The 19218-nt window shown below is 74.4% G+C and carries 22 protein-coding genes, 2 tRNA genes and 1 other RNA gene; 13 read left to right on the forward strand and 12 right to left on the reverse strand.

Annotation, left to right across the window (positions count from 1 at the left end; all coding sequences use genetic code 11):
* Positions 1-217: 217 nt before the first annotated feature.
* Positions 218-2845 carry a DNA polymerase III subunit gamma and tau gene (locus tag ABT006_RS23395; RefSeq protein WP_350709560.1) on the reverse strand — a complete coding sequence of 876 codons (2628 nt, stop codon included), beginning with the start codon at positions 2843-2845 and terminating at the stop codon, positions 218-220.
* 108 nt (positions 2846-2953) lie between these two features.
* An RNA gene (ffs, locus tag ABT006_RS23400) (signal recognition particle sRNA small type) lies at positions 2954-3044 on the reverse strand.
* Positions 3045-3125: 81 nt separating this feature from the next.
* Here ffs and ABT006_RS23405 point away from each other — a divergent pair.
* Positions 3126-3210: transfer RNA gene (locus ABT006_RS23405), tRNA-Ser, on the forward strand.
* A 61-nt stretch (positions 3211-3271) separates the two neighbouring features.
* On the opposite strand, the gene ABT006_RS23410 is transcribed toward ABT006_RS23405, so the two are convergent.
* Positions 3272-4444, reverse strand: a complete 1173-nt coding sequence (locus ABT006_RS23410; protein WP_350709562.1) for a glycosyl hydrolase family 28-related protein — start codon at positions 4442-4444, stop codon at positions 3272-3274.
* A 385-nt stretch (positions 4445-4829) separates the two neighbouring features.
* On the opposite strand from ABT006_RS23410, the gene ABT006_RS23415 reads away from it, so the two are divergent.
* Positions 4830-5624, forward strand: a complete 795-nt coding sequence (locus tag ABT006_RS23415; RefSeq protein WP_350709563.1) for a sulfite exporter TauE/SafE family protein — start codon at positions 4830-4832, stop codon at positions 5622-5624.
* Between the two features lie 29 nt (positions 5625-5653).
* Here the strand turns inward: ABT006_RS23415 and ABT006_RS23420 are convergent, their stop codons facing one another.
* Both ABT006_RS23420 and ABT006_RS23425 read right to left on the reverse strand, forming a co-directional pair.
* Positions 5654-5902, reverse strand: a complete 249-nt coding sequence (locus ABT006_RS23420; RefSeq protein WP_350709565.1) for a flavin reductase — start codon at positions 5900-5902, stop codon at positions 5654-5656.
* The gene (locus ABT006_RS23425; RefSeq protein ID WP_350709567.1) at positions 5899-6255 is read right to left on the reverse strand and encodes a hypothetical protein; all 357 of its coding nucleotides are present in this window, start codon (positions 6253-6255) and stop codon (positions 5899-5901) included. Before ABT006_RS23425 ends, ABT006_RS23420 begins: the two co-directional genes overlap by 4 nt.
* A 422-nt stretch (positions 6256-6677) precedes the next feature.
* Between ABT006_RS23425 and ABT006_RS23430 the strand changes: the two genes are divergently transcribed.
* Together ABT006_RS23430 and ABT006_RS23435 are read left to right on the forward strand one after the other, a co-directional pair.
* Complete coding sequence (locus ABT006_RS23430) at positions 6678-7445, forward strand: helix-turn-helix domain-containing protein (protein ID WP_350709568.1); 768 nt, start codon at positions 6678-6680, stop codon at positions 7443-7445.
* Positions 7436-7627 (forward strand): DUF397 domain-containing protein, encoded by a 192-nt coding sequence (locus ABT006_RS23435; protein WP_350709570.1) that lies wholly within the window; start codon positions 7436-7438, stop codon positions 7625-7627. The genes ABT006_RS23430 and ABT006_RS23435 overlap by 10 nt, the downstream gene beginning before the upstream one ends.
* A gap of 40 nt (positions 7628-7667) precedes the next feature.
* Here ABT006_RS23435 and ABT006_RS23440 read toward each other — a convergent pair whose 3' ends face one another.
* On the reverse strand, positions 7668-7967 hold the full coding sequence (locus tag ABT006_RS23440) for a YdeI/OmpD-associated family protein (protein ID WP_350709572.1): 300 nt from the start codon (positions 7965-7967) through the stop codon (positions 7668-7670).
* 5 nt (positions 7968-7972) lie between these two features.
* Positions 7973-8383, reverse strand: coding sequence for a VOC family protein (locus tag ABT006_RS23445; RefSeq protein ID WP_350709574.1), 411 nt, complete (start codon positions 8381-8383; stop codon positions 7973-7975).
* A 61-nt stretch (positions 8384-8444) separates the two neighbouring features.
* On the opposite strand from ABT006_RS23445, the gene ABT006_RS23450 reads away from it, so the two are divergent.
* The 4 genes from ABT006_RS23450 to ABT006_RS23465 all read left to right on the forward strand — a co-directional run bounded on the left by ABT006_RS23450 (position 8445) and on the right by ABT006_RS23465 (position 11429).
* Positions 8445-9452 (forward strand): helix-turn-helix transcriptional regulator, encoded by a 1008-nt coding sequence (locus ABT006_RS23450; protein ID WP_350709576.1) that lies wholly within the window; start codon positions 8445-8447, stop codon positions 9450-9452.
* Positions 9453-9597: 145 nt separating this feature from the next.
* Complete coding sequence (locus ABT006_RS23455; protein WP_350709578.1) at positions 9598-10212, forward strand: hypothetical protein; 615 nt, start codon at positions 9598-9600, stop codon at positions 10210-10212.
* A gap of 32 nt (positions 10213-10244) precedes the next feature.
* Complete coding sequence (locus ABT006_RS23460; RefSeq protein ID WP_502891017.1) at positions 10245-10739, forward strand: hypothetical protein; 495 nt, start codon at positions 10245-10247, stop codon at positions 10737-10739.
* A gap of 138 nt (positions 10740-10877) precedes the next feature.
* The gene (locus ABT006_RS23465) at positions 10878-11429 is read left to right on the forward strand and encodes a hypothetical protein (RefSeq protein WP_350709582.1); all 552 of its coding nucleotides are present in this window, start codon (positions 10878-10880) and stop codon (positions 11427-11429) included.
* A 108-nt stretch (positions 11430-11537) separates the two neighbouring features.
* Here ABT006_RS23465 and ABT006_RS23470 read toward each other — a convergent pair.
* Positions 11538-11624: transfer RNA gene (locus tag ABT006_RS23470), tRNA-Ser, on the reverse strand.
* A 75-nt stretch (positions 11625-11699) separates the two neighbouring features.
* On the opposite strand from ABT006_RS23470, the gene deoD reads away from it, so the two are divergent.
* The 3 genes from deoD (at position 11700) to ABT006_RS23485 (ending at position 13631) form a co-directional block, all read left to right on the forward strand.
* Positions 11700-12407, forward strand: a complete 708-nt coding sequence (gene deoD / locus ABT006_RS23475; protein WP_350709584.1) for a purine-nucleoside phosphorylase — start codon at positions 11700-11702, stop codon at positions 12405-12407.
* Positions 12408-12528: 121 nt separating this feature from the next.
* Entirely contained in the window at positions 12529-13167 is a 639-nt protein-coding gene (locus tag ABT006_RS23480) for a TetR/AcrR family transcriptional regulator (protein WP_350709586.1), read from the forward strand.
* Entirely contained in the window at positions 13164-13631 is a 468-nt protein-coding gene (locus tag ABT006_RS23485; RefSeq protein ID WP_350709588.1) for an acyl-CoA thioesterase, read from the forward strand. Before ABT006_RS23480 ends, ABT006_RS23485 begins: the two co-directional genes overlap by 4 nt.
* A 55-nt stretch (positions 13632-13686) precedes the next feature.
* Here ABT006_RS23485 and ABT006_RS23490 read toward each other — a convergent pair whose 3' ends face one another.
* The 4 genes from ABT006_RS23490 to ABT006_RS23505 are packed head-to-tail and all read right to left on the reverse strand — an operon-like array spanning position 13687 to position 17229.
* Positions 13687-14931 (reverse strand): ABC transporter permease, encoded by a 1245-nt coding sequence (locus ABT006_RS23490; protein WP_350709590.1) that lies wholly within the window; start codon positions 14929-14931, stop codon positions 13687-13689.
* Positions 14931-15629 (reverse strand): ABC transporter ATP-binding protein, encoded by a 699-nt coding sequence (locus ABT006_RS23495; RefSeq protein WP_350709592.1) that lies wholly within the window; start codon positions 15627-15629, stop codon positions 14931-14933. The genes ABT006_RS23490 and ABT006_RS23495 overlap by 1 nt, the downstream gene beginning before the upstream one ends.
* Complete coding sequence (locus ABT006_RS23500) at positions 15626-16708, reverse strand: efflux RND transporter periplasmic adaptor subunit (RefSeq protein WP_350709594.1); 1083 nt, start codon at positions 16706-16708, stop codon at positions 15626-15628. Before ABT006_RS23500 ends, ABT006_RS23495 begins: the two co-directional genes overlap by 4 nt.
* Positions 16705-17229 (reverse strand): hypothetical protein, encoded by a 525-nt coding sequence (locus tag ABT006_RS23505; protein WP_350709596.1) that lies wholly within the window; start codon positions 17227-17229, stop codon positions 16705-16707. The genes ABT006_RS23500 and ABT006_RS23505 overlap by 4 nt, the downstream gene beginning before the upstream one ends.
* A gap of 159 nt (positions 17230-17388) precedes the next feature.
* Between ABT006_RS23505 and ABT006_RS23510 the strand changes: the two genes are divergently transcribed.
* Both ABT006_RS23510 and ABT006_RS23515 read left to right on the forward strand, forming a co-directional pair.
* Positions 17389-18045: a response regulator transcription factor gene (locus ABT006_RS23510; protein WP_350679041.1), complete on the forward strand. Its 657-nt coding sequence runs from the start codon at positions 17389-17391 to the stop codon at positions 18043-18045.
* On the forward strand, positions 18042-19205 hold the full coding sequence (locus ABT006_RS23515) for a sensor histidine kinase (RefSeq protein WP_350709598.1): 1164 nt from the start codon (positions 18042-18044) through the stop codon (positions 19203-19205). The genes ABT006_RS23510 and ABT006_RS23515 overlap by 4 nt, the downstream gene beginning before the upstream one ends.
* The last annotated feature ends 13 nt before the right edge of the window (positions 19206-19218 follow it).

Raw genomic sequence — 19218 nt, forward strand, 5'->3', positions numbered from 1 at the left:
GCTCCTTCTCGCACTCGTCTGCTCGGCCGCCGCTCAGCCTATCCGCTGTGAGCGGCCTCGCCCCGCCCGGTGCTTCCCCGCCCGGCGGACGATCACGGGATCGACCGCAGGCAGACGCGGATGTCCCGGGAACAGGCCGCGACGGCAGCGGAACAGCAGGCGCGGGCCTCTGCGGCGATGGACGCCGGCCGCTACGCCGACCTGCCGGGCCGTGGCCCTAGCGGGCGTCCACCTCGTCGATCTTCTCCGCGCCGAACGCCTCGCGCAGCAGCCGTACCGCCTGCTCCTCGCTGGACTCCCGCGCGGTCCGCTCGTCGAGCACCTCGTCCAGCGGCTCGTCGCCCGGGTCGAAGCCCTCGTAGGTCGGGTTCGCCGGCTGGGCGCCGCCGGGGCGTCCCCCGCCGCCGCGCACCGGCCCGTCGAAGTCCGGGTCGTACGGCGGCTCGCCGGCCCAGTCGGCGTCCGCGGTCTTCCGGGCCGCCTGGGCCGGCCGCGGACCGCGTCCCGCCGCAGCCGCCCGCGCCGCCGCGATCGCGCTGCTCACCGGGGGACCGGCGGGCGCGGCCTGCTGCGGCGCCGCCGAGGGACCGGCCGGCTTCGGTACGGCCTGCGCGGCGGTCACCGACGCGCTGCCCGTCGGTGCGGTGGTCGTCGCCGCGCCCGCCGTCGAGGTGGCCGTCGACGTGCCGCCCGGCCGGGCCGGTTCCGGCCAGTCGTCGGCCCCCCCGGCCGCGCCACCCGGGCGGGCCGGTTCGGGCCAGTCCTCGCCCCCGCCGGCCGCGCCGCCGGGCCGGGCCGCCTCGGGCCAGTCCTCGGCGGACGTGCCGCCCCGCGCCGCACCCGCGCCGGACGCCGGACGGGTCGCCCCGCCCTGGCCGCCCGCGCCAGCACGAGGCCCACCGGCCCCGCCATCGGGCCCGCCGGCCGCACCGCTCGGGCCGCCGGACATGCCGCCGCCCGCGCCGTTGCCGGACGGGCCAGCGCCGCCGCCCGGGGCCTGGTGGACGGGGGCGGCCGGTGGCGGGGAGGCCGGGCGGGCCGGAGCGGCGGGACGGGACGGGCCACCGAGCGACGCGCCACCCCGCTCGCCGGCCACCTCGCAGCGGATCTGCCAGCGACCGCCGAACTCCTCGTACAGCGCCTCGGCCAGCACCGAGGTGTGGTTGCCCATCATCTGCGCGAGCACCGGCGACTTGACGGTCAGCACCAGGGTGTCGCCGTCCACGTCGCGGACCACCGCGTCGCGCATCAGCGCGGCGGCCGGCTTCTTGATCCGGTTGACCTTGGCGACGATGTCCGGCCAGACCCGGCGCACCGCGACGGCGTCCAGCGCGCCCGCCGGAGCCGCGCCGGGGCGGGGCGGTTCCGGGGTGGCCGGGTCGGGCATCACCGCCGCGGGCGGCACGTCACGGCGGGCGGGAGCATCGGCGGGCGGGCCACCGGCGGTGGCACCCGCCGGGTCCGCGGCACCCGGGACCGCCTCCGCCGACCGGGAACCGGTGGCGGCCCCGGCAGCAGCGCGGGCGGCGGCGGCACCGGACGGAGCGGCGGCAGCCGCCGGCGGGCCGGCGGGCCCCGGGTCGGGCACGGCGGCGGCCGCGGTCGCGGCGGGAGTGTCGGGGCGTACCGGAGGGGCGGAGGTGACCGGCGCGGGGCCGGCGGCGGCCGGCGGCGCGTCGGTGCCGGCGAGGGTGAGCCGGCGCTCCAGGCGCTCCAGGCGCTGGAGCAGGCCGCCGGTGCTGTCGGCACCGGGCAGCAGCATCCTGGCGCAGATCAGCTCCAGCAGCAGCCGGGGCGCGGTGGTGCCGCGCATCTCCACCAGGCCGTTGTGCACGATGTCGGCGCAGCGGGACAGGGTGCCCGGGCCGAGCCGCTCGGCCTGCGCGGCCATCCGCTCGATCTGGTCGGTCGGGCCGTCGATCAGGCCCTTGGCGGCGGCGTCCGGCACCTGCTGGAGCACGATCAGGTCGCGCAGCCGCTCCAGCAGGTCGGAGGCGAACCGGCGCGGGTCGTGCCCGGCCTCGGCCACCCGGTCGACGGTCGCGTACGCGGCCGCCCCGTCGCCGGCGGCCAGCGCGTCGCACATCTCGTCGATCAGGGCGGCGTCGGTGACACCGAGCAGCGCGGCGGCGCGGGAGTAGGTGACCCCCTCCGGCCCGGCCCCGGCGATGAGCTGGTCGAGCACCGAGAGGCTGTCCCGGGCGCTGCCGCCGCCCGCGCGCACCACCAGCGGGAATACCGCCGGCTCGACCGCCACGCCCTCCGCCTCGCAGAGCTGCTCCAGGTAGGGCCGGAGCACCTTCGGCGGCATCAGCCGGAACGGGTAGTGGTGGGTCCGCGACTTGATCGTGCCGAGGACCTTCTCCGGCTCGGTGGTCGCGAAGATGAACTTGACGTACTCCGGCGGCTCCTCGACCAGCTTGAGCAGCGCGTTGAAGCCGGCCGACGAGACCATGTGCGCCTCGTCGATGACATAGATCTTGAAGCGGCTGCGGGCCGGCGCGAAGAACGCCTTCTCACGCAGCTCGCGGGCGTCGTCGACGCCACCGTGGCTGGCCGCGTCGATCTCGATGACGTCGATCGAGCCGGCGCCGTCGGTGGCCAGCGAGCGGCAGGACTCGCACTGCCCGCACGGCTCCGGGGTGGGACCCTGCTCACAGTTGAGGGAACGGGCCAGGATGCGGGCGCTGGAGGTCTTGCCGCAGCCACGGGGGCCGGAGAAGAGGTACGCGTGGTTGAGCCGCCCGCTGCGCAGCGCCTGCGACAGCGGCTCGGTGACGTGCTCCTGCCCGATGACCTCGGCGAAGGTGCGTGGCCGGTACTTGCGGTAGAGCGCCAGTGCCACCCGTCCCGCCTCCTCTCGACCGAGCCATTCTGCGCCGGTCAGCCGCGGGTGACCACCCACCCCGCCGGTGACCTGACCCGCAGGGACGTTACCGGCGCCCGGAGACAGAAAGGCCCCCCGTGCACCCGTCAGAGCCCGCTTATCCTTGCTGCCTTCCGGCCCTGGGGAGGTTCACGAGATGCACGCCGCACGGGGGGTACGCCAAGCGTACCCGACCGGCGGTCGATCTTCAGGGGGTGGTGGGGTGGCCGAGCCGTCGGGGACCTGTATCCTCTTCTGCGGAGGATTCGCCTAGAGGCCTAGGGCGCACGCTTGGAAAGCGTGTTGGGTTCACACCCTCACGAGTTCGAATCTCGTATCCTCCGCCGTCGACGAAGGGCCGACCCCACGAGGGGCCGGCCCTTCGTCGTGGTACGTCCCCTGGTGTCAGCCGATGACCGAGATCGACGAGTGGGAGCCCGCCGTCCCGGTGATCAGGCGCTGGAACGGCGTCTCCCGGGCCCCGCCGGTGACCAGCCGTACGGAGAGGTAGTCGGCCCCGTCGGCCAGGTAGAGCGCCGTCCGCATGCCCGCGCCGCCGACGATCCACTTTCCGCCGCCGCCGGCCCGCTGGAACGAGCCGCCCTCCACGCTGACGGCCGAGGCGGCGATGTGGAAGCCGGCCGAGTACTGGTCACTGCTGCCGGTCCCCGTCGAGTCGGCGGTGCAGCCGGAGAGCGTGCAGTTCGGGGCGGCGATCTCGAACCCGTTGCCCGCGCTGTCCTGGGCCTCGCAGCCCACCAGCGTGGCGCGGGCGGACTCGATGCGGAAGGCGGGGCCCGGCGTCGTCGCGGTACCGGTGCCGTACGCCTTGCTGCCCCAGACCTTGAGGTTGCCGCCGCTGATCAGGTAGCCACCGGCGGCACCGCCCTGGGCGGAGCAGCCGCTGACGAAACCGTCGGAGGACTGGATGTTGTAGGCCCAGCCGTCCGCGTGCTCGACCCGGCAGTCGGTCAGCTTGAACTCGCGCTGCCCGCCCGAGTAGGTGCCGCCGAGGTAGATGCCGTCGCCGGTGGTGCGGGTGACGAAGACCCGGGTGAACCACGGCGCCGGGTCCGGCCCGTACGTGGACGGGGTGGCGTTCATCTGGAAGTTGATCCCGTTCGCCACGATGTTCGCCGCGTCGAGCCCGATGTCGGTCACGCACTGGCGGGAGGAGCCGACGTACGTGCCGGACCACGGGTTGACGACCAGCGCCGCCCCGCTGAAGCCCGAGCCGGCGCGCAGGATCGTGACCAGCGGGCCGGCGCCGATCAGCGCGTGCTTGTCGTCGAGCACCACCGGGGCCTTGACCGTGTAGGTGCCGGGCGCGACGTAGACGGCCCGCTGGCTGCTGCTGCCCAGCGCGGTGTTGATGGCGGCCTGGGCGCCGACGGTCGGATCCACCTCGTAGGTGGCGCCGGAGCCGGCGGGACCGACCCACGGGATCGCCCCGGTGGACGCGAGCGCGGCGGCCTGTGCGGGGTTGATGCCGCCCAGCGCGGGCGCGGCGACGGCGGCGCCCGCGCCGACCATCGCGGCCCGGAGCAGATGACGACGGCCGGAACGGTTGTCCTGCATGCTTCCTCCTGAGCTGGTTGACCCTCGGCCGCCGGGGCGGAACGAGGTGCGGCGTCGGTGGCCCGTCGCACGGAGGAAGCGGACAGGTCGACGGGGCAGCCCGGCCTGCGCCGAGCCGCCAAGTCTCTCCGTCTGTGTCGATCCCCCGTGGCGGCGACGGAGCCCGCGCCGCATCGGCGGTCATCATCGCAACTGGTGGCCGATCCGTCTGCCCCCTACGGGCGATCTTCGGGACGCCAGCGTCCGGGGTCGAGTGGTGATCTCCGACGCAGGTCGATCAACCGGCAGGGCCGGAACCATACGCTGGCAGCCGCACTCGACAGCGAGATATCCGGGCGGCGGCGACCTGAGGGCGACGACCGGCCCGGGGAAGGCGCGGACACAGATGAACACGATGTTGAACGCCGCCGAGATGCTGGCGGTGCTGGCCGCCGGGGTCGCGGCCGGCGCCATCAACGCGGTGGTGGGCTCGGGCACGCTGGTGACCTTCCCGGTCCTGCTGTCCCTGGGCTTTCCACCGGTGGTGGCGAACGTGTCGAACACGGTCGGGCTGGTGCCGGGGTCGTTCTCCGGGGCGTACGCCTATCGCCGTGATCTGGCCGGGCACGGCCGGCTGCTGGCGCGGTTGGGCGTCGCGAGCGTGCTCGGGGGGATCACCGGGGGCGTGCTGCTGCTGCGGCTGCCGCCGGGGGCGTTCCGGGCCATCGTGCCGGCGCTGATCGGGCTGGCGCTGGTGCTGGTGCTAGTGCAGCCGCAACTGGCCCGGGCGCTGGCCCGCCGGCGGCAGGGCCCGGCGGACGTGCCGCCGCCCGCCGACGGGGAGGTCCGGCGGGTCGGGCCGCTCCTGCTCCTCGGTGTGTTCGCCACCGGGGTGTACGGCGGCTACTTCGGCGCCGCCCAGGGTGTGCTGCTGCTGGGGCTGCTCGGGGTGCTGCTCTCCACCGACCTGCGCTGGGTCAACGGGGTCAAGAACGTGCTCGCCGGCCTGGTGAACGGGGTCGCGGCGGTCATGTTCATCGCCCTGGGCACGGTGGCCTGGCAGCCGGCACTGCTCATCGCCGTGGGTTCCGTGGTGGGTGGCCTGGTCGGCGGCCGGTGGGGGCGTCGGCTGCCGCCGGCGGCGCTGCGCGCCGCGATCGTGGTCGTCGGGCTCGCCGCCCTGGTCAACCTGCTGGCCTGAGCCGGCGCCACCCGACGTGAGCTGGCCGGTCATCCGCGCGCACGGGCCCACGAGACGAAGCGGTCGGCCAGGTCGGCGGGGTTCACGTCGTGGTCCAGCCCGGCGAGTTGCTCGGCGGCCTCGGCCTGGAGGGTCGCCAGGTAGACGGTGAGCGCGACGCGGTCGTGACGGTACTCGCCGAGCAGCCGCAGCTTCGCCGCCGAGCAGGGCCAGGCGATGCCGCACGCCCGGCAGCGCCAGGTGGGCCGGGTCGGGACGTGCTCGCGGCGTCGACTCACGGCCGGGCCGCCCCCGCCGCCTCCGCGGACCCTGGGCCGCCGGTGCCCGACCCGGACGGACCGGCGACGACCGAGACCGGGTAATTCGGTGAGGGCGCGGGTCGCGTCGTCGATCCGGCCGGCCCGGGGCCGGCGGGGATCAGCATGACCCGGTCGACGCGGACGAAGGCGAAGCGCGCGCGGGCGCGGAGGGTGCCGTCCGGGGTGAGCTCGTGGCCGCGTACCTCGGCCCACACCCGTCCCTCGAACGGGCCGATGCTCAGCACCTCGGTGATCCGCAGGGTCAGCGGTCCCTCGCCGAAGCGGTACGCGTCGTCCGGCACGCGGATCGTCGCGCCGACGGCCAGAGGCATCCGTGTCTCCCGGCGAGGCGCGGGCTCCCGGCGGGGCGCGGGCTCCCGGCGGGGCGCGGGCTCCCGGCGAGGCGCGGGCTCCCGGCGAGGCGCGGACTCCCGGCGAGGCGCGGGCGGGATCGGCTGGCATCGACCGGCGACGGCGTCGGGCCGGACGGGCAACTGTGCCGGGCCGGGCGGCTGGCGGGTGGGCACGGGCGGGGCCTCCTCCGGGAGTGCGACGAGGAACGCGACGAGCGGGCTGGAGGGGGCCGCCCCGCCCTCCCCGCCGGGGCGGCCCCGCGACTGGCGCGACCGCCGGGCTCCCTCGCCTCCACCGGCCGCGCCGCCTTCGTCACCCCAACTTGCCGCCGGTGAGCAGACAGATACACCGCGTAAATGTATGGTCGCCAGATATTTGGGACATCCGATGGGAGGAGCCCGTGAACGACGCGCTGCGGGTCGCGCTCAGCGACACCGGGCACACGACCGAATCCCTCGCCGAAAAGGTCGGGGTCGACCCGAAGACGGTCGGCCGCTGGCTGACCGAGGACCGCATCCCGCATCCCCGACATCGGTTGGCGGCGGCGGAGGCCCTCCACCGGGACGTGTCGGACATCTGGCCGGACACTTCGAGACGTCGTGACCCGATCTGGTTCCGTCCGTGGCAGGAGATCGAGCGCGAGGCGGTGTCGCTGCGGTCGTACCAGTCGGCGGTGCTGCCCGGGCTGCTCCAGACCGAGGCGTACGCCCGTGCCGTGCTGACCGGCGGTGGCCTTTTCCCCCGGGGCGACGTCGAGCGGCACCTGGCCGCCCGGCTCGCCCGGCAGGGCATCCTCCGGCAGGACGAGCCGCCGCTGTTCACGGCCGTCGTCGACGAGGCGGTGCTGCGCCGGCCGGTCGGTGGCCGGGCCACCATGCGCGAGCAGCTCCGGGCCCTGGTCACCGCCTGCGCCGAGCCGCACGTCCGGGTGCACGTCGTGCCGTCGTCGGTCGGCGCCTACGCGGGGCTGAACGGGCCGTTCGTCATCGCCAACAGCCACGACCACCGGATCGCCGGCTATCTCGACAACCAACTCCAGGGCCAACTGGTTAGCGACCCCGCGGACATCGCCGCCATGATGGCTGCGTGGGAGAACGTGCGCGGCGAGGCGCTGACCCACTGGCAGTCTGTCGATCTCATCTCGGAAGTGGCGGAGACATGGAGCTGAATGGCGCGCGGTGGCGCAAGAGCAGCCGCAGCAGCGGCAACGGCGGCGACTGCGTCGAGGTCGCCGACAACCTGCCCGGCGTCGTCGCCGTGCGCGACTCGAAGGACCCGGCCGGCCCGGCGCTCGCCTTCCCGCCGGCGGCGTGGCGCGCGTTCGTCAGCCGGATCGCCGAGCGCCCCTGACCGCGCGGCGGTGACCCGGGTCGGCGTCCGGGGCAGCGGGTCACTCCGCCGCCCCGGACGACCTGGGGTCACTCCGCCGCCCGGACGTGGCGTCACTCCGCCGGCACCGTGGCGGCCTCCAGGGTCGCCAGCGCCCGCCGCAGCGCGCCGGCCCGCCGGCCGGCGTGCGCGCCTTGAGCAGCGGCAGGAAGATCCCGTACCGGTCGCTGCGGCTCAGGGCCTCGAACGCCACGCGGGCACGGTCGCTGCCCGCGAGCGCCGCGACGAGATCCTCGGGTACGGCGGCGCTGCGCTGCGGGGCGTCGGCGTCCGCGCACCGGATGATCTCGACCTCGTCCACGGTTGTCAGCCCTGCCCGGCGAGGATCTCGACGTAATGCGGGTTGTACATGACGCCCAGCAGGTTGCCGAACGGGTCGACCACCGTGGCGGTCACGAAGCCGCTGCCTCGGTCCTGCGGCGGCTCGTGCGCGGTGGCGCCCAGGGCGAGCAGCCGCGCGAACATGCCGTGCACGTCGTCGACGTGCCAGTACAGGACGACGCCGCCCGGCCCGGACGCCGCGCCTGGCGGGCGGTAGCGGCTGTCGATGAGGCCCAACTCGTCCTGATGGTCGCCGAGGCGCCATTCCGCGTAGCCGTCGCGCAGGAAGTACGGCTCGAAGCCGATCAGTTCCGTGTACCAGCCCTTGGCCGCCTGCCAGTCGGCCGCCCAGTAGCTGACGTTGGCCATGCCGCGCAGTCTCGGTGTCTCCGTCATGACCTCACGCTAGGACCGGTTGAGGAACACCAGTTTCCTCAATCCCGGGCAGAATCGGGAAATGCTGGAAACCTCGGTACGGCTCCTGCGGCTCCTCTCGCTCCTCCAGCAACGGCGCGACTGGTCCGGCGCCGACCTGGCGGCCCGGCTTGCGGTCACCACCCGGACCGTCCGCAACGACGTCGACCGGCTCCGGCAGCTCGGCTACCAGGTGGACTCGACCACCGGGCCGGCCGGCGGCTACCGCCTCGGCGCCGGCACCGCGCTGCCGCCGCTGCTGCTCGACGACGACGAGGCGGTGGCGGTCGCGGTCGGCCTGCGGGCGGCTGCGGCGGGCTCGGTCACCGGCATCGAGGACGTGTCACTGCGGGCGCTGACCAAGCTCGAACGGACCCTGCCGGCGCGGCTGCGCCCGCGCGTCGACGCCCTGCGCACCACCACGGTCTCGGCGGCCGGCGGCGGGCCGACCGTCGACGCCGGCACGCTGACCACCGTCGCGGCAGCGGCGCACCGGCACGAACGGCTGCGGTTCGAATACGCCGGCCACGACGGGAGCGCCAGCGTGCGCGACGTCGAGCCGCACACCCTCGTCTACACGGGCCGCCGCTGGTACCTGCTGGCCTGGGACACGGAGCGGCGGGACTGGCGCACGTTCCGGGCCGACCGGATGCGTCCGCTGCCGCCGGCCGGGCCACGGTTCGTGCCGCGCGAGCCGCCGGGCGGCGACGCGGCGGCGCACGTGCTGCGCGGGGTCCGCTCGCTGGTCTGGGCGTACCAGGCGCGCATCCGGTTCCACGCGCCCGCCTCGGTGGTGGCCGAGCGGAGCACCCCCACCTCCGGCGAGATCATCCCGATCGACGACGCGACGTGCGAGCTGGTCACCGGCACCGACTCGCTGCACGACCTGGCCACCTACCTGAGCAAGTTCGACGTCCCGTTCACGGTCCTGGCTCCCCCCGAACTCCACGACCTCCTCCACACCCTCGCCACCCGCTACCTCGCCGCCCTCCCCCACCCGCCCCGGCGATCTTGCACCTCGTGCCCGGGCGAAGGCCCACATTCCGCCTGAAACAGGGGCCGAAAGTGCAAGATCACGGGGGTCGTCGCGTCCCCACGGCGGCGGGGGTGGGCGGTAGCGTGCGGGTGGTTGGTGACGGAGGCGGGTCCGTCGTACACATGTTCCATCCACAGGCTGTGGACGGCGGAGGGCTCCGATGGGTTACCAGCTCAGCGCGGTCGTCGCGGACGCCGAGCTGCTCCGCGAGCAGACCGCCGACCTCGACCACGCGGTCCTCGGCGAGCTGCGCCAGGACTTCGCGCTGCTGCCGGCCACCCCGCAACTGGTCGAGGAGCTGACCGGGGCGCTGCCCGACTTCTCCGTGGCGGAACGGTCGCCCGCGGAGCCGTTCCACCTGGTGCTCTCGGCCGCCCTCGCCGGGGTCCTCGCGGGCTGGTCGCGGTCGGGCCCGGTGGCGTACCTGGAGGCGGAGTTCGCCGGCGGCGCCGGCTACCAGTCGGCGGTGGTGTGGCTCGGCGGCGGGGTGAGCTGGGGGCCGCGCGTCGACCACCTCTTCGACGGGCCCCGGTCGGAGTGGCCGCTCAACGCCGCGCTCACCCGGCTCGGCGCGGAGCCCGGCGCGTGGATCGACCCGTTCGCCGAGCTGGGCCTGCACGTCGAGCGGAGCACCGCCGGGTGGCTCACGCACGGCCGCCGGCGGCTGAGCGCCGACTACTGGGACGAGCTGGCCGACGAGTGGGAAAGCCGGCAATCTGGGGACGAGCAGCAACCTGAGCGCCCCGGCCCCGTTGGGGACTGGGGGATTCTATGAAATTGCGACAATTCGCGTTCATCGCGACGCTGCTGACGGCTGCCTCGATCGCGGGCAGTGGCGTGCGCCCGCAACTGCCCGAAGTGGACGGTCGGCCCGCCGGAGCCGTCGACGTAGTCGGTCTGAACGGGCTCCACGACATCGAGTTCGGCGACACCGAGGACGAGCTGACCCGGCGGGGCATCCTGCGTACCGACGTCGACGCCTGCGGCCCGTCACTCGCCGGGCACGACACGACCAGCCCGATCTTCGTCGATGACCGGCTCGTGCTGCTCTGGCTCGGCGACGCGACGCGCACCCCGGAGGGCGTCACCGCCGGCAGCCCCGTCAACGAGGTCTGGGGCCGCTACCCGTCGGCGCGCGAGCTGGAGGCTCCACAGGGGACACACCGGTTCGACGGGCTGCTCGCCCGGCGGGGCGACCGCGCGTACCTGTTCCTGCACGACGGGCGCACGGTCCGCAAGATCATCGTCGGGTACGCCGAGTGGGCCGAGCGCCTCTTCGAGGAGGGCCACAGCCCCTGCTGAACTCCGCCTGCCGGTCTTCGACGCCAGCGGCGTGCGGCACTGCGGCCCCGACCGGCTACGCCTTGCGGATGGATCGGACGTCGACGGGGTCGGGGGCGCGGCAGGCATGTGCGGCGGAGTGCCGGGTATCCGCCCGACATGGCGCGGTACACGAAGCCCGAGCTGAGAGAACAACTCAAGGAAGAGATCATGGCTTCCGACAAGGGCGGCAGGCAGGGGCAGTGGTCGGCGCGCAAGTCGCAACGGCTCACCAAGGAGTACCAGAAGCGCGGCGGAGGCTACGAGGGCCCGAAGGACGAGCGGCAGAAGTCCCTGCAGCGTTGGGGCGGCGAGCACTGGCAGACCAGGGAAGGCGACACCCGGGCGCGGCACGGCGACGAGACGAGTCGATACCTGCCCAAACAGGCCTGGGAGCAGCTCTCCGACGAGGAGCAGCGCAAGACCGACACCAAGAAGCGGAAGGAGTCGAGGTCCGGCAAGCAGTACGTCGCCAACACCGAGCGGGCCAGCCGCGCACGCCGGAACGCCACGTCGGTCGGGCGGCTGTCGGAGCTGCCGGTTGCCGAGGCCGCCAAGCTCGTCCGGGGCCTCGACACGGGCCAACTCAAGGCGGCACTGCGGAACGAACGCGACAACAAGGGTCGCAAGACGCTCATCCAGCGGCTGGAGTCGGAACTCGACCGGCGCTGACGGGCGTCCGGGTTACCGCGCCCGCTCGCGTACCGCCGAAACCGGGACCACAAGCGGAACGCCCGGCCGATCCTCGCGGATCGACCGGGCGTCCTCGCTTGTCACGAGCGGTGGCGGAGGGATTTGAACCCTCGGAGGGCGTAAACCCTCACACGCTTTCGAGGCGTGCTCCTTAGGCCGCTCGGACACGCCACCGCCGACGAGGGTACAGGACCGCGGGTCTGGATGCCGAACCGGTATCCCCGCCTCCGGCCTGGCAGGATCTTTGCCATGAGTACGCACATCGGCGCGAAGCCGGGAGAGATCGCCGAGCGGGTCCTGATGCCGGGCGACCCGCTGCGGGCCAAGTGGATCGCGGAGACCTACCTCGAGGGCGCCAGCTGCTACTCGACGGTCCGGGGCATGCTGGGCTTCACCGGCCGCTGGAACGGCGTCGAGGTCTCCGTCCAGGGCTCCGGCATGGGCATGCCCTCCGCCTCGATCTACGCCCACGAGCTGGTCAACGAGTACGGCGTGAAGAGCCTGATCCGGGTCGGCTCCTGCGGCGCCCTGACCGAGGACCTGCGGCTGCGCGACGTGATCGCGGCGATCGGCTCGTCCACCGACTCGAACATGAACCGGATGCGCTTCGACGGGCTGATCGACTACGCCCCGGTCGCGGACTTCGGGCTGCTGCGCACGTCGGTCGAGGTGGCCGAGCGGCGCGGCATCGCCATGCGGGTGGGCCCGATCCTGGCGGCGGACGCCTTCTACACCGACCGCCCGGACCTCTACGACAACCTCGCCGACTACGGCGTGCTGGCGGTGGAGATGGAGTCGGCGGCGCTCTACACCATCGCCGCCCGGTTCAAGGCCCGCGCGCTGACCCTGCTGACGGTCAGCGACCACATCAAGACGGGCGAGAAGACCACCTCCGAGGAGCGCGAGCAGACCTTCAGCCAGATGGTCGAGATCGCCCTGGACACGATCATCGCCTGATCCCCCTCCCCCCCCTTCGGCTCCACCGCCCCGTCGTCCGCCGGACGGCGGGGCGGTGTCGTGACGACCGTCACCCGACAAAACTATACGACCGGTCGTGCTTATTTATTAGCCTCTCCCCATGACACTCGACGGACGCGTCGCGCGGGGCGACCGGACCCGCACGGCCGCGCTGGACGCCGCCGTGGTGCTGGCCACCGAGGTCGGCCTGCACGGGCTCTCCCTCGCCCAGCTCGCCGACACGCTCGGGGTCAGCAAGTCCGGGCTGTTCGCGCACTGGCGCTCCAAGGAGGCGCTCCAGCTCGCCACCATCGACCGGGCCGTGGAGCAGTGGCAGGAGCGGATCGTCGCCCCGGCCCTGCGCGCCCCCGGCGGCGTACGGCGGCTCTGGGCGTTGCACCAGGCCCGGATCGACTTCTACGCCGCCCGGGTGCTCCCCGGCGGCTGCTTCTTCGCCAGCACCGACTTCGAGTACAACGCCCGCCCCGGCCCGGTCCGGGACCGGCTCGCCGAGGTGTTCGGCCGCTGGGCCGCGTTCCTCGAACGGCTCGTCCGGGAGGCCGTCGACGCCGGCGAGCTACCCGCCGACACCGACGTCCCGCAACTGGCGTACGAGATCGACGCGCTCGGGATCACCGCCGCGCTGCGCTCCCGGCTGCTGGACCCCGACACCGCCTACCGGCACGCCCGCCAGGGCCTGCTGAACCGCCTACGGGCGCTGTGCCCCGACCCCACCCTGCTACCGGAAGGCCGCTCATGAGCCACGCCATCGCCGACCAGCCCACCGTCGAGTTCGGTCACGTCGAGCACGTCACGGTGCACTTCGACGACCTCGACGCCCTCGGCCTCCTGCACAACGCCCGGTACGCCGTGCTGCTGGAACGGGCCCTGACGCCGTACTGGGCCGCCCGCGGCGTCTCGTTCCAGGGCGGGCAGCACAGCGCCCCCGACGTGTTCCACGCGGTACGCGAGTTCACCATCACCTACCGCGCCCCGATCACCGGCACCGGGCCCGTGGCGGTGCACTTCTGGCTCGAACACTTCGGCACCAGCAGCGCCGAGTACGCCTACCAGTTCCGCTCCGTCGACGGCCGGGTGGTGCACGCCGAGGGCCGGCGCGCCATCGTCCGGCTCGACCCGGCCACTCTGCGCCCGGCGCCGTGGACCGAGACCGCGCAGGCGGTGGCCGCCACCCTGCTCCGCCCCGCCCCGACCCCAGCCTGACGCGGTCCGGGTGCGTCCGCCGGTCGCGCAGGCGACCACGGACGCACCCGAACCGTCAGGCCAGCGCCTCCGTGGGGGCGAGCCGGGCGGCGCGGACGGCCGGATACAGGCCGGCGCCACCACCGATCGCCAGGGTCGCCGCCACGCCGCCGACCACCGCCCAGGCCGGCACCACGGTCGGCCACCCCTGGGAGAGCGCGTAGCCGGCGGTGACCAGGATGCCGAGCAGCACCCCGCCCGCCCCGCCCAACGCGGAGAGCAGCAGCGACTCGGCCAGGAACTGGGTGCGAACCTGCCCCCGGGTGGCACCCAGCGAGCGCCGCAGCCCGATCTCGGCGCGCCGCTCCAGCACCGAGATGACCATAATGTTCGCCACCCCGACACCGCCGACCAGCAACGCCACCGCGCCGAGGCCCAGCAGCAGGCCGGTGAACGCCTCGTCGGTGGCCTCCGCGGCCGCCAGCGCGTCCGACGGCCGGGACACCGCCACCTCGTTCGGCGCCTCCGGGTTCGCGGTCGCGCCGAGCACCGACCGGACCGCCTCCACCGACGCCTCCCGCGACCGGGTGTAGACGGTCGTCGGGTGCCCGTCGAAGCCCAGGTACGTCTCCGCGGCCGGCCAGCCGACCAGCGCCGAGCCGTCCAACTCCGGGGCGAGCGGGGCCGGCGCCAGGATGCCGACCACGGTGAACCAGCGCCCGCCGAGGTGCACCTGCACGTCCGGGCCGGCCGCGCCGAGCCCGAGCCGCCGGGCGGCGGCGTCGCCGAGCACCACGGCCGGGTACCGCTCGGTGGCCGCGTTCAGCCAGGTGCCGCTGCGTACCGTCGCGCCGACGGTGTCGACCAGCCCGAGCTGGGCGGCCCGGGTGGCGATGCCGCCCGTCTGGCCCGGCGGGATGCGGTCGGAGCGGTAGACCGAGGTCTCCGGCACCTGCCCGGTGGCGGCCACCGCGGTCACCGGCCCGATCCGGCCGATCATGGCGACCGACTCCACCGGCAGTCGCGCCTGGTCGCCGAAGAGCGTGCGGCCCGGGGCCACGGTGAGCAGGTTGGTGCCGAGCCGGTCCAGGGTGCGGTCCAGGTCGGCGCGGGACGACGACGAGATGCCGACCACCGCCACCATCGCCGCGATGCCGATCGCTATGCCCAGGGCGGAGAGAAACGCGCGCAGCGGTCGGGTGCGCAGCCCCACCCCGCCGACCCGGAGCACGTCGGCCGGCACCAGCCGGGCCGGCACCAGCCGCGGCCGGTCCTCCACCACCGTCAGCCCACGCCGGTCGCGCCGGGTGTCCACCGCCATCAGCACACCCCCTCGGAGACCAGCGCCGCCGAGTCGGCCACCACCCGGCCGTCCCGCATCCGCACCTGCCGCGGCAGCCCGTCGGCGATCTCCCGGTCGTGCGTGATCACCACGATGGTGGTGCCCGCCTCGTGCAACTCGCGCAGCAGCGTCAGCACCCCGGCACCGGCCACCGAGTCGAGGTTGCCGGTCGGCTCGTCGGCGAGCAGCACCGCCGGCTCCCCGACCACCGCCCGGGCCACCGCGACCCGTTGTCGCTCGCCGCCGGAGAGCTCGTGCGGCCGGTGCGTCAGCCGGTGCCCCAGCCCCACCCGGTCGAGCGCGGCCTCCGCGCGCCGCCGCCGCTCCCGCCGGGGTACGCCGGCGTAGAGCAGCCCGTCCGCGACGTTGTCCAGCACGGGCGTGCCGGCGGCGAGGTGGAACTGCTGGAAGACGAAGCCGATCCGGCGGGCCCGCAGCGCGGCCAGCTGACGGTCCGGCAGGATCGCCACGTCGTACCCGTCGATCCGGACCCGGCCGGCGGACGGGCGGTCCAACGTGCCGATCAGGTGCAGCATGGTGGACTTGCCCGACCCGGACGGGCCGACGATCGCCAGGAGCTCGCCGTATCGGATCCGCAACGACACCTCACGCAGCGCCACGACCCCGCCCGGGTACGTCCGGCTCACCCCGTCCAGCACGACGGCGTCAGCGGTCATGCCGGCATCCCCACGGTCATGCCCTCGGCCACGTCCGGGCCGCTGATCTCGACCCGGCCGGCGGCGAAGAGCCCGGTCGTGACCGCGACGATCCGGCTCCGCCCCGCGTCGACCACCTCCACCCCGTAGCCGCCCTCGGCGAGGGCGAGCAGCGCCGCCACCGGCACGGTGAGCACGTCGGGCCGCTCGGCCGCGGTGAAGGTGACCTCCACGGACGCCTGGTCGTAGCCGGCGAGCTTTGCCGGGTCGGCCACCGACACGGTGACCTCGATCTTCGTCTCGGCCTCGCTGTCCTGCCCCGCCGCGCCGCCGGTGCCGGCGTCGATCACCGTCTGCACGGTCTCGACCTTTCCGTTGACCGGCCCACCGTCGGGCAGGCTGACGGAGACCGCGCCGCCCTTCTTCGCCAGCCGTTGGTCGTCGACCTCCAGCTCGACGGTGACCAACCGGCTGGTGCCCGTGTACGTCAACACCGCCTGGCCCGGCTGGGCCGCGTCCCCGGGCGCCGCCTGCTGGCTCTCCACCCGGACCGCGCCGGCCGCGTAGACGATCCGGCCCGGCTCGACCCGGCCGGTCTCGGGCAGCCCCAGCTTCTCCTGCCACTGCCGGACCGCGTCGGCGGTGCTGCCCGTGTACTCGTCGTCGACCGTGAAGCCGTCGTGGCCGAGCGCGCGCAGGTTCCGCTCGAACTGCTCGACGTCCGCCCCCTCCACCCCGGGTTGGAGCACCCGGTACGCGGGCAGCGACCCGTAGAGCAGCACCACCGGGTCGTTGTCCACGGCGTAGAGCCGCCCGCCCCGCTTCACCGTCGCACCGGTGTCCGGCACCGTGGTGATCGTCCCGCTCAGCCGGGCGGAGGCGGTGCGGGTGGTGCCGTACCCCAACTCGCCGTCGACGGTCTGGGCGTCGGTCAGCGTCTGCCGGGTGACCGTGGCGGTGGCCGGCGGGGCGGTGTCGGCGGCGGCGGTGCTGCGGTCGGTCCCGTCGAAGCCCACCGCGGCGGCGACACCGACGGCGGCCGCGACCACGACGGCGGCGGCCAGCGCGACCGTCCGGAGCCGGACCCGTCGAGCGCTCACCGCGCGGCTCCGGCGTTCTCCGGTGCGTACTGCCGGCACTTCTCCATCGCGGCCTTCACCTGCTGGTCGTCGACCTTCATCGCGTCGAGCCGCAGTTGGATGCCGCCGTCCGCGGAGGGGTCCGGGAACTCGGGCACGCCGTTCTCGCGCATGCAGGCGGCGAGCTTGCGCAGCCGCTCCACCTGCTCCGGATCGAGCTTCGGCTTCTCCCCGCCGTTCGGCAGGTGCTGCCGGCACTTCTCCATGGCCGCCTGCACCTTCCCCGGGTCGGTCTTCTCGTCGAACCGGAACAGCCGGGCGCCACCCGGCTCCGGGTCCGGCACCTCCACCCCGTTCTCCCGCATGCACTCGGCGAACTTCAACTGCCGTTCCCCGTCGCCGAGCTGGGCGGCGGAGGAGGCCGACACCGGTTCGGCACCGCCGCCGCCCGCCGTCGCCACATCCGGTCCGTCGCCCGACCCGCCGCAGCCGGCGACGGCCAGGGCGACCAGCAGCGGCACCGCGAGTAGTCCTCGTCGCATGACACGCTTCCTCTCCGGGCCCGGCGGACGTCGCCGGGCACCCCCCGTTCGGCCCGGCACTCCACCGGGCGTCCCGACCAGTCGACGACAGGGGGCGTATCCGGGGCGTAACCGGCGGCGTTAACGGCGGCGTTATCCGGGGCGCGGCACCATTGGCGGGTGAGAGTGCTGGTGGTGGAGGACGAGAGCCTGCTCGCGGAGAGCATCGCCGAGTGGCTGCGCCGGGAGGCGTTCGCGGTCGACGTCGCGTACGACGGCGACGCGGCGCTGGAGCGGCTCGGCGTCAACGACTACGACGTGGTCGTCCTCGACCGGGACCTGCCGCTCGTGCACGGCGACGAGGTGTGCCGGGCGATCGTGGACGGCGGCGGGGAGACGCGGGTGCTGATGCTCACCGCGGCGGCGGCCGTCCGGGAGCGGGTGGCCGGCCTGGCGCTCGGCGCCGACGACTACCTGACCAAGCCGTTCGCCCTGGTCGAACTCTCCGCCCGGGTGCACGCGCTGAGCCGGCGGGCCCGCCCCGCCGCGCCGCCCACGCTGGCCCGGGCCGGCATCGTGGTCGACCCCGGCCGCCGCGAGGTGCACCGGGACGGCCGGTACGTGCCGCTGTCCCGCAAGGAGTTCGCGGTGCTGGTCGAGCTGCTGCGCGCCGACGGCTCGGTGGTCTCCGCCGAGGAGCTGCTGGAGCGGGCCTGGGACGAGCACATCGACCCGTTCACCAACGTCGTCCGGGTCACCGTGATGAAGCTGCGCCGCAAGCTGGGCGACCCGCCGGTGGTCGAAACCGTGCCCGGTGTGGGATACCGGATCTCGTGAAGCGCCTCTCCCTCCGGGCCCGGCTGACCCTGATCTACGGCGGCCTCTTCCTGGTCGCCGGGTTGGTCCTGCTCGCGGTCACCTACGTACTGGTCGAACAGCGCACGACGCAGCCGGTCGGGATGGCGCTGCGCGACGCCAAGCCGTTCGTCCAGGGGACGGGGCCGGACATCAACGGCGTCCCGGCCGAACAGCTGCGGGTGCTGGTCAACAGGGCCCAGGACGACGCCCGGGACCAGACCCTGTACTCGCTGCTCACCCAGGGCGGTATCGCGCTGCTCCTGGTCTCCGTGGTGGCCATCGCGTTCGGCTGGCTGGTCGCCGGCCGGGCGCTGCAACCGCTGCACCAGATCACCGGGACCGCCCGGCGGATCGCCGGCGCCGACGTGGCCGGACGCGGGCTGCACGAACGCATCTCGCTCTCCGGGCCACGGGACGAGGTCCGGGAGCTGGCGGACACCTTCGACGAGATGGTGGAGCGGCTCGACCGCTCGTTCGACGGGCAGCGCCGGTTCGTCGCGAACGCCTCGCACGAACTGCGCACCCCGCTGGCGCTCAACCGTTCGCTGATCGAGGTGGCCGTCACCCGGCCGGGCGCGTCCGAGGACGTCCGCCGGCTGGGCGAGTTGCTGCTCTCGGTGAACGAGCGGCACGAGCGGCTGATCGACGGTCTGCTCACCCTGGCCGACTCGGAGAACGAACTCAGCGCCCGGTCCCGGGTGGACCTGGCCGAGGTGGCCGCGCACGTCGTCGACCAGGCGGTCCGGCCGGATACCGGGCCGGTGGTGGACCGGGAGCTGGCGGCGGCGCCGGTCAGCGGCGACCCGGTGCTGCTGGAACGGATCACCACGAACCTGGTGGAGAACGCGCTGCGGCACAACCTGCCGACCGGCGGGTGGGTCGGAATCCGCACCGGCGTGGTGGCGGGGCGGTCGACGCTGACGGTGAGCAACACCGGCCCGGTGGTGCCCGGCTACGAGATGGCGGCCATCTTCGAGCCGTTCCGCCGGCTCGCCGGCGAGCGGGTCGGCGGTGGCCGCGGGTTCGGCCTCGGGTTGTCCATCGTCCGGGCGGCGACCCGGGCGCACGGCGGCACGGTGACGGCCCGCCCCCGCGACGGCGGCGGGCTGGACGTCACGGTCGAGCTACCGCCCGCCTGACTCCCACCGGGGA

Origin of the sequence: Micromonospora sp. NPDC002717, assembly GCF_040295705.1 — a bacterium.
In the GTDB taxonomy this organism is placed as follows: domain Bacteria; phylum Actinomycetota; class Actinomycetes; order Mycobacteriales; family Micromonosporaceae; genus Micromonospora.

Bases quoted from the DNA above. Each gene is read 5' to 3' on its own strand.
- ABT006_RS23410 (WP_350709562.1), bottom strand. From the start codon at position 4,444: ATGCAGGACAACCGTTCCGGCCGTCGTCATCTGCTCCGGGCCGCGATG.
- ABT006_RS23415 (WP_350709563.1), top strand. From the start codon at position 4,830: ATGAACACGATGTTGAACGCCGCCGAGATGCTGGCGGTGCTGGCCGCC.
- ABT006_RS23425 (WP_350709567.1), bottom strand. From the start codon at position 6,255: ATGCCTCTGGCCGTCGGCGCGACGATCCGCGTGCCGGACGACGCGTAC.
- ABT006_RS23435 (WP_350709570.1), top strand. From the start codon at position 7,436: ATGGAGCTGAATGGCGCGCGGTGGCGCAAGAGCAGCCGCAGCAGCGGC.
- ABT006_RS23445 (WP_350709574.1), bottom strand. From the start codon at position 8,383: ATGACGGAGACACCGAGACTGCGCGGCATGGCCAACGTCAGCTACTGG.
- ABT006_RS23450 (WP_350709576.1), top strand. From the start codon at position 8,445: ATGCTGGAAACCTCGGTACGGCTCCTGCGGCTCCTCTCGCTCCTCCAG.
- ABT006_RS23455 (WP_350709578.1), top strand. From the start codon at position 9,598: ATGGGTTACCAGCTCAGCGCGGTCGTCGCGGACGCCGAGCTGCTCCGC.
- ABT006_RS23465 (WP_350709582.1), top strand. From the start codon at position 10,878: ATGGCGCGGTACACGAAGCCCGAGCTGAGAGAACAACTCAAGGAAGAG.
- deoD (WP_350709584.1), top strand. From the start codon at position 11,700: ATGAGTACGCACATCGGCGCGAAGCCGGGAGAGATCGCCGAGCGGGTC.
- ABT006_RS23480 (WP_350709586.1), top strand. From the start codon at position 12,529: ATGACACTCGACGGACGCGTCGCGCGGGGCGACCGGACCCGCACGGCC.
- ABT006_RS23485 (WP_350709588.1), top strand. From the start codon at position 13,164: ATGAGCCACGCCATCGCCGACCAGCCCACCGTCGAGTTCGGTCACGTC.
- ABT006_RS23490 (WP_350709590.1), bottom strand. From the start codon at position 14,931: ATGGCGGTGGACACCCGGCGCGACCGGCGTGGGCTGACGGTGGTGGAG.
- ABT006_RS23495 (WP_350709592.1), bottom strand. From the start codon at position 15,629: ATGACCGCTGACGCCGTCGTGCTGGACGGGGTGAGCCGGACGTACCCG.
- ABT006_RS23505 (WP_350709596.1), bottom strand. From the start codon at position 17,229: ATGCGACGAGGACTACTCGCGGTGCCGCTGCTGGTCGCCCTGGCCGTC.